Annotated in this window: 7 protein-coding genes; 3 read left to right on the top strand and 4 right to left on the bottom strand. The window is 58.0% G+C overall.

What is annotated here, in order from left to right; translation table 11 throughout:
• Positions 1-221 precede the first annotated feature (221 nt).
• Entirely contained in the window at positions 222-1286 is a 1065-nt protein-coding gene (gene selD, locus B3R00_RS03775) for a selenide, water dikinase SelD (protein WP_286997540.1), read from the top strand.
• 139 nt (positions 1287-1425) lie between these two features.
• On the opposite strand, the gene B3R00_RS03770 is transcribed toward selD, so the two are convergent.
• The 4 genes from B3R00_RS03770 to B3R00_RS03755 form a co-directional block, all read right to left on the bottom strand.
• On the bottom strand, positions 1426-1659 hold the full coding sequence (locus B3R00_RS03770; RefSeq protein ID WP_286997538.1) for a hypothetical protein: 234 nt from the start codon (positions 1657-1659) through the stop codon (positions 1426-1428).
• A 254-nt stretch (positions 1660-1913) separates the two neighbouring features.
• The gene (locus B3R00_RS03765) at positions 1914-3284 is read right to left on the bottom strand and encodes an HD-GYP domain-containing protein (protein WP_286997537.1); all 1371 of its coding nucleotides are present in this window, start codon (positions 3282-3284) and stop codon (positions 1914-1916) included.
• Between the two features lie 101 nt (positions 3285-3385).
• Positions 3386-4024 (bottom strand): 3-oxoacid CoA-transferase subunit B, encoded by a 639-nt coding sequence (locus B3R00_RS03760; RefSeq protein ID WP_219162107.1) that lies wholly within the window; start codon positions 4022-4024, stop codon positions 3386-3388.
• Position 4025: 1 nt separating this feature from the next.
• A complete protein-coding gene (locus tag B3R00_RS03755; protein WP_286997536.1) occupies positions 4026-4733 on the bottom strand; it encodes a CoA transferase subunit A in 708 nt (235 codons plus the stop codon).
• 78 nt (positions 4734-4811) lie between these two features.
• Between B3R00_RS03755 and B3R00_RS03750 the strand changes: the two genes are divergently transcribed.
• Entirely contained in the window at positions 4812-5357 is a 546-nt protein-coding gene (locus B3R00_RS03750; protein ID WP_219162108.1) for a PAS and helix-turn-helix domain-containing protein, read from the top strand.
• Between the two features lie 299 nt (positions 5358-5656).
• On the top strand, positions 5657-7056 hold a 1400-nt coding region (locus B3R00_RS03745; RefSeq protein WP_286997534.1), incomplete at its 3' end, for a catalase.

Genomic DNA, 7056 nt, shown 5'->3' with positions numbered 1-7056 from the left:
TTTAAGGGGGGATTACCGTTCGACTCCAGCTGTCTTCCGCCAGATTTCACCAAGCCCCTGCCCTTCAAGGCAGGGGCTTTGTTATTTTCCCCAACCCAAGTGGCACAGCCGTTGCGACATAACCGCAAGCGCTAATACAGACCGCATCTGGCGCACAATGGTGGCTGTTTCTTTCCCCATGTGCGAGCCACTCCCGTGCTGCGTGCAGCCACTGAATCACCATGACCCAAGCATCTGATACCGCCACATCCCCCCGCCTGACCTCTTTGTCGCACGGCGGCGGCTGTGGTTGCAAAATTGCCCCCGGCATCTTGGCCAAGCTGATTGGCCAAAGCACCTTGCCCAAACAGTTCTTCCCCGACTTGCTGGTGGGTACCGAAACCGCCGACGACGCTGCTGTCTACCGCATCAATGACGAGCAAGCGATTGTGGCGACGACCGACTTTTTCATGCCCATCGTGGATGATCCTTGTGACTTTGGCCGTATTGCTGCCACCAACGCCCTGAGCGATATTTATGCCATGGGCGGCACACCGCTGATGGCGCTGGCCATTGTGGGCATGCCAATCAACGTGCTGCCGCACGAGACCATTGCCGCCATATTGGATGGTGGCGCTTCGGTCTGCCAGGAAGCTGGCATTCCATTGGCAGGCGGCCACTCGATCGACTCTGTAGAACCCATCTATGGCCTGGTGGGCATTGGCATCGTCAACCCCAAGCAGATGAAGCGCAATGCCGATGCCAAGGCCGGCGATGTGCTGATTTTGGGCAAGCCTCTGGGGGTCGGCATATTGTCGGCCGCGCTCAAGAAGAACCTGCTGGATGAGGAGGGCTACCAGTCCATGGTGAATGCCACCACCTTGCTCAACCGCCCGGGCGCCGAGCTGTCTAAGCTGGACGGCGTACATGCGCTGACCGATGTGACAGGCTTTGGTCTGCTTGGCCACAGCCTGGAGCTGGCTCGTGGTGCCCAACTGACCGTGCACCTCAACGCCCAGGATTTGCCCGTGCTGCCCGGCGTGCTGGAGCTGGCCGAGCAAGGCATCTTCACCGGTGCCTCTGGCCGCAACTGGGCCTCTTACGGGGAAGCCGTGCTTTTGGCCAGCCACATCACCGACACCCAACGTGCCTTGCTGACCGACCCACAAACCTCGGGGGGCTTGCTGGTGTCGTGCAGCCCTGAAACCGTGGAGCAGGTGCTGACCATTTTCCGCAACGGTGGTTTTGCCGATGCCGCCATCGTGGGGCATATGCAAACAGGTCCGGCCGAAGTACACGTAGCCTGAACGAGGCCCCTTCATGCTTTGCGGATGCAGGCAGCTGCAAGGCTGTCTTCCATAATCAAAAAAGCCCTTGGTAATCGCCAAGGGCTTTTTTTATGCGCTGCAGTGGCAAAGCAGCAAAGCAAACTGTGCCCGCTGCGCCTTAAGCCAGCGACTTGTGTTGCATCCATTCGCGCGCCTGATCCAGCGCATAAGCCACGGCGTGCTCGGCTGTCTCAAACACTGGGCTGAAGGTAAAAAAACGCTGGTAGCGGGCAGTGCCTGCACCACTGTCAATGCTCAATTGCGAGACAAAGCCTGCGCCTTGCGTCTGCTGCGCGTTGGAGACAAAGGTAAAGCGATCCATGGTGATGCGCTGGTGATAGCTGTGATCCATTAGGCTGTCCTTTCCGTTGGGGCGACCTGGCGCCCATGCACCACCCTCGTGGTCGTGCTGTAGGTTGTTTTTTGGTTTCAACCTCAAGCATAGATCGTGCCTGTGTCAGTGCTATGACAAAAAAGGAGCGGCTTGCGCAGATTTATCAAGCACATGAGATGCCAACCACCCTCAACCCATTGATCAGCAAGCGCTAGCAGCTATCAAATTGCAGCAAACCACATAATCAGCCGCCATAGCGCCTGTGCGCTGCCTTAGGCCTGCTGAGCCGCTGGCGGCGTGCTGCTGTGAAGCCCCAGCACCATGCGGCTGTTGACCAACCAGTCTTCCATGATGGTGTCCAGCGGGCCTTGGGGCTGCAGCAGGTGCGGCCACTGGCGCACGCAGGCCTCAACGCAGCTTTCGACCTGCCACAGCGCTTCTTTGTTGATCAACACCAGCTCTTGCATGCTGCTGGGGTCTTCTTCAAACATCTTCAGCCAATCCGCCTGCTGGCGCGGGTGGGAACCCGATTCCGCCAGAGATTTCTCCAGGCTTTGCATGCGCGTGTCCACATAAGACACTGCTGCGGCGTCTGGCAGGCTTTGCCACACCTCGGGCAATTTGCGCTTGCACAACGCCCAGTGCTGCATCACCGTGGCCAGCGTTGCCACCACTTGGCGCACTTCGGTGCTGGTGTGCGCAGGCCCGTCTGCAGCGCTGGGTTCTTCTTGCGCCAGCAAGTCGTAGACGTGCTGTGTCAGCGTGGCATCAAAACGGCTGTGGTTCATGCGCAGCATCAGCGACAGGCGCTGCCCGGGCATATCCGTGAACTTGCTGTAGAAGGCAGACATCACCTCCGCCAACATCAAAATGCGTCCCCAGGGCGAAATCTCATCGCCTTTGGCGTGACGGGGGTAACCGCTGCCATCCAGACGTTCATGGTGCTCCAGCACCGCATCTTCTACGCGGCGCGAATACACGCGCATCTCGCGCACCACCAGCATCGCCGTGATGGAGTGCGCGGCCAGTTGCTTGCGCTCTTGCACGGTCAGTTTGTGCTTGGCATTCTTCCAGCTCGGGGGCATATACAGCATGCCCACATCGTGGAGCAAGGCCGCCGCCGCCAGCTCCGCACAATCTGGCACCGAAAAGCGCTGCTTCACCGCCAGGAAGACGGCGGACATCATCATCAAAATGCTGTGCTCAAACAGCTCGGGCAAGTGGTGGCGCATCACCGTCATCTTGAAAGATGCTTGCTGCGGCCAATGCATGTGGCGCAGCACCTCCATCAGCATGTATTGCTGCGCCCCCAGGTGCGCAGACAGTTGCCTGCCCAGTTGCGTAGAGCCAGACAGCAGCATGACTTGCGCTTCCAGGCTGGGAATATCTACCGCGTTTTGCACCTGGAGCTGGTCATCAATCGGTATGGGCAGCTGGTGCAGCTTGAGGCGCTCATACAGCCGGTGATCAATCCGCGCGCCAGTATCCAGCAGCTTGACGCCACTGGCCGCGTAAATTGCAGACCCCGCCACCACTTCTTGGGTGTCGGCCAAATTCGACACCGCTTGCAGATAATGTGGGTCGTTGATCAAGGAGGCACTGCTCAGCAGTGTGGCTGCGTCCTCTGCGGTTTCCGAATCCATGCTGCACACTCTAGTTGTAACTAGTGCGATGTTAGTAGATTCAGTCTAAAAAGAAGCCCACTGCGGAGTGGGCTTGATGTAAGTTAATAAACGCGGGCGTCTCAGCGCAACAGGGTCACGCCGCTTTTACTCTGGATTTCTTCAAAGCTCACGCCCTCGGCCAGCTCCACCACCTTCAAGCCATCAGGGGTGACGTCGAGCACGCCCAAGTCCGTGATGATGCGGTCCACCACGCCCACACCTGTCAAAGGCAAAGTGCATTCGGGCAGGATTTTCATGTCGGTGGTGCCATCTTTTTTCTTGGCCACATGCTCCATCAGCACGATCACGCGCTTCACGCCTGCCACCAGATCCATGGCACCACCCATGCCTTTGACCATCTTGCCAGGGATCATCCAGTTGGCCAAATCCCCCTTCTCGCTCACTTGCATGGCACCCAGGATCGACAAATTGATCTTGCCGCCACGAATCATGGCAAACGACTGGTCGGACCCAAAAATGGACGAGCCTGCAATCGTGGTCACCGTTTGCTTGCCCGCATTGATCAGATCGGCATCGACCTGATCTTCCGTGGGAAAGGGGCCAATACCCAGCATGCCGTTTTCAGACTGCAGCCACACTTCTTTATCGCCCGTATGGTTGGCCACCAGCGTAGGAATGCCAATACCCAGATTGACGTAGAAACCGTCTTGCAGCTCTTGGGCCGCCCGTGCGGCCATTTGATCTTGCGTCCAAGCCATATCAAACTCCTGCCTTCTCAGTGATGGTGCGCTTTTCAATGCGCTTTTCGGGGGTGGCGTTGTGCACAATGCGGTGCACATAAATACCGGGCAGATGGATGTCGTCCGGCGCAATCTCGCCCACGTCCACCACCTCTTCCACCTCCACCACACAGACCTTGCCGCAGGTAGCGGCTGCAGGGTTGAAGTTGCGTGCTGTCAGGCGGAACTGCAGGTTACCGCTTTTGTCGGCACGCCAGGCCTTCACCAGCGCCACATCTGCCACGATGGCGCGCTCCATCACATAGGTCTCACCGTCAAATTCGCGCAGCTCTTTGCCTTCCGCCACTTGTGTGCCCACACCGGTTTTGGTGAAGAAGGCTGGAATGCCCGCACCACCAGCGCGCATCTTCTCTGCCAAGGTGCCTTGGGGGGTGAACTCCAGCTCGAGCTCACCCGCCAGATACTGGCGCTCAAACTCTTTGTTCTCGCCGACGTAGCTGGCAATCATCTTTTTGATTTGGCGAGTCTCCAGCAGCTTGCCCAGGCCAAAGCCGTCCACACCCGCGTTGTTGGATGCAATCGTCAGATCCTTCACACCGCTGTCTCGCAGTGCATCGATCAAGGCCTCGGGGATCCCACACAGGCCAAAGCCACCAACAGCCAGCAACTGACCATCAGCCACCACGCCTTGCAAGGCAGCAGCCGCTGAGGGATAGAGTTTTTTCATGTTGTCTCCTTGTTTACTATCGCTGCTTCATACGATACTACCTATCCGCATACGTAGTATTTCCTAGAGAGTTGCACCATGGAGCTAGATCATCGCCTTGCTTTTGAGCTCGCCCCCGTGGGCCTTGTGATCTCGCGCAATCGCATCATGGTGGATTGCAACGTGCGCGTATGCGAGATGTTTGCCATGTCGCGCGAGATCATGGTGGGTCAGTCGTTCCAAATTCTGTATCCCAGCGTTGACGAATACGAGCGTCTGGGTGCGCGTATGGCCCCTATCCTCAACGCCAAAGGCACCTACTCCGACAACCGCATCATGAAGCGCAGCACGGGCGAGACCTTCTGGTGCCATGTCAGCGGACGCGCGCTGGACCGCCACAACCCGCATGCGGAGGGCATCTGGAGCTTTGAGGACATGAGCGAACAACGCCCTGTCAAAGCCGGACTCACCGGCCGTGAGCGCGAAGTGGCCGCAAAGTTGCTGGAAGGCCTGACCTCCAAGGAGATTGGCCGTACCCTGGGAATCAGCCACCGCACCGTAGAGATTTACCGTGCCCGATTGATGCGCAAATACGATGCCAGCACCACCGGTGACCTGGTGCACAAGCTGCTGTCTCTGACATAAAAGCGCAGCAAACGCCATGCATCCTGTGCCCATGTTTCTGTGGACCTTGTACTGGAACAGCGGCCTCATCTGACATACGCCTTCGCATGAGACTGCGCAGAATATTGCTGATGCAACCTACAGGATGTGGCCTGAAATCCTTTATCAGTGGGATGTTTAAAAACAATCAACCGAATATTTGTTTCGATAGTTTTTGATTAAAAATACAAGCAATCGATCAAATTCAACACGCACAGAGCCAAACGGACAGCCTCTTTGCGCAGCCCTCTAGTCTGTCCACCAGCACAAGGAAGCTTGCGATGAACCGCCTTACCACCGCAGCCGGCGCACCGGTACCCAACAACCAAGACTCTCTGACTGCCGGCCCTCGTGGCCCCATGCTGCTGCAAGACTTGTGGCACTTGGAAAAGCTGGCGCATTTTCACCGTGAAGTGATTCCGGAGCGTCGCATGCACGCCAAGGGCTCGGGTGCTTTTGGCACCTTCACTGTCACTGGCGACATCACGGCCTACACCCGTGCCAAGGTGTTTTCTGAAATTGGCAAGAAAACCGAGCTGTTTGCGCGCTTTTCCACGGTCGCTGGTGAGCGCGGTGCTGCCGACGCCGAGCGTGACATCCGCGGTTTCGCCGTGAAGATGTACACCGAAGAGGGCAACTGGGACTTGGTGGGCAACAACACCCCAGTATTCTTCTTCCGCGATCCGCTGAAGTTCCCCGACCTGAACAAGGCCGTCAAGCGCGACCCCTACACCAATATGCGCTCGGCAGAAAACAACTGGGACTTCTGGACCGGCCTGCCGGAAGCCTTGCACCAAATCACCATCGTGATGTCCGACCGCGGCATTCCCAAGGGCTACCGCCATATGCACGGCTTCGGCTCGCACACCTACTCCTTGATCAACAAGGAAGGCGTGCGCCACTATGTGAAATTCCACTGGCGCTGCCATCAAGGCATTGAAAACCTCAGCGACCAGGAAGCCGCCGCCGTGGTGGCCCATGACCGCGAATCCTCACAACGCGACCTGCTGGAAGCCATTGACCGCGGTGACTTCCCCAAGTGGACGCTGTGCGTGCAAATCATGACCGAAGAGCAAGCGCAAACCTACCGCTTCCACCCGTTCGATCTGACCAAGGTGTGGTCCAAGAAAGACTTTCCGCTGATTGAAGTGGGCGTGATGGAGCTCAACCGCAACCCCGACAACTACTACGCGGATGTCGAGCAGGCCTCGTTCGCACCGTCCAACTTGGTGCCCGGCATTGGCCCCTCGCCAGACCGTATGCTGCAGTCCCGCCTGTTCTCGTACGCGGATGCGGCACGCTACCGCCTGGGCGTGAACCACCACCAAATCCCGGTGAACGCCCCACGCTGCCCCACCAACTACTACCACCGCGATGGCGCTATGCGCATTGATGGCAACTTTGGCCGCACCATTGCCTACGAACCCAACACCAAGGGCGCGTGGCAAGAGCAGCCCGAGTACGCGGAACCCGTGGAAAAGCTGTATGGCGACGCAGCGCGCTGGGACTACCGTGAAGATGACAGCGACTACTTCACCCAGCCCGGCGACCTGTTCCGCCTGATGACACCCGAAAAGCAGCAACTGCTGTTTGCCAACACCGCCCGCAACATCCATGGCGTGTCGCAACACATCATTGACAAGCACATTGAGCACTGCACCAAGGCCGACCCCGCCTACGG

Origin of the sequence: Comamonas sp. UBA7840, assembly GCF_002501455.1 — a bacterium.
Taxonomy (GTDB): Bacteria; Pseudomonadota; Gammaproteobacteria; order Burkholderiales; family Burkholderiaceae_C; genus Comamonas; species Comamonas jiangduensis.
Note: the sequence above shows the minus strand (reverse complement) of the source record. Positions and strands in the feature narration are given on the sequence as shown.

Excerpts from the sequence above, each read along its gene's own strand:
- B3R00_RS03755 (WP_286997536.1), bottom strand. The coding sequence starts at position 4,733 with ATGAAAAAACTCTATCCCTCAGCGGCTGCTGCCTTGCAAGGCGTGGTG.
- B3R00_RS03760 (WP_219162107.1), bottom strand. The coding sequence starts at position 4,024 with ATGGCTTGGACGCAAGATCAAATGGCCGCACGGGCGGCCCAAGAGCTG.
- selD (WP_286997540.1), top strand. The coding sequence starts at position 222 with ATGACCCAAGCATCTGATACCGCCACATCCCCCCGCCTGACCTCTTTG.
- B3R00_RS03765 (WP_286997537.1), bottom strand. The coding sequence starts at position 3,284 with ATGGATTCGGAAACCGCAGAGGACGCAGCCACACTGCTGAGCAGTGCC.
- B3R00_RS03770 (WP_286997538.1), bottom strand. The coding sequence starts at position 1,659 with ATGGATCACAGCTATCACCAGCGCATCACCATGGATCGCTTTACCTTT.
- B3R00_RS03750 (WP_219162108.1), top strand. The coding sequence starts at position 4,812 with ATGGAGCTAGATCATCGCCTTGCTTTTGAGCTCGCCCCCGTGGGCCTT.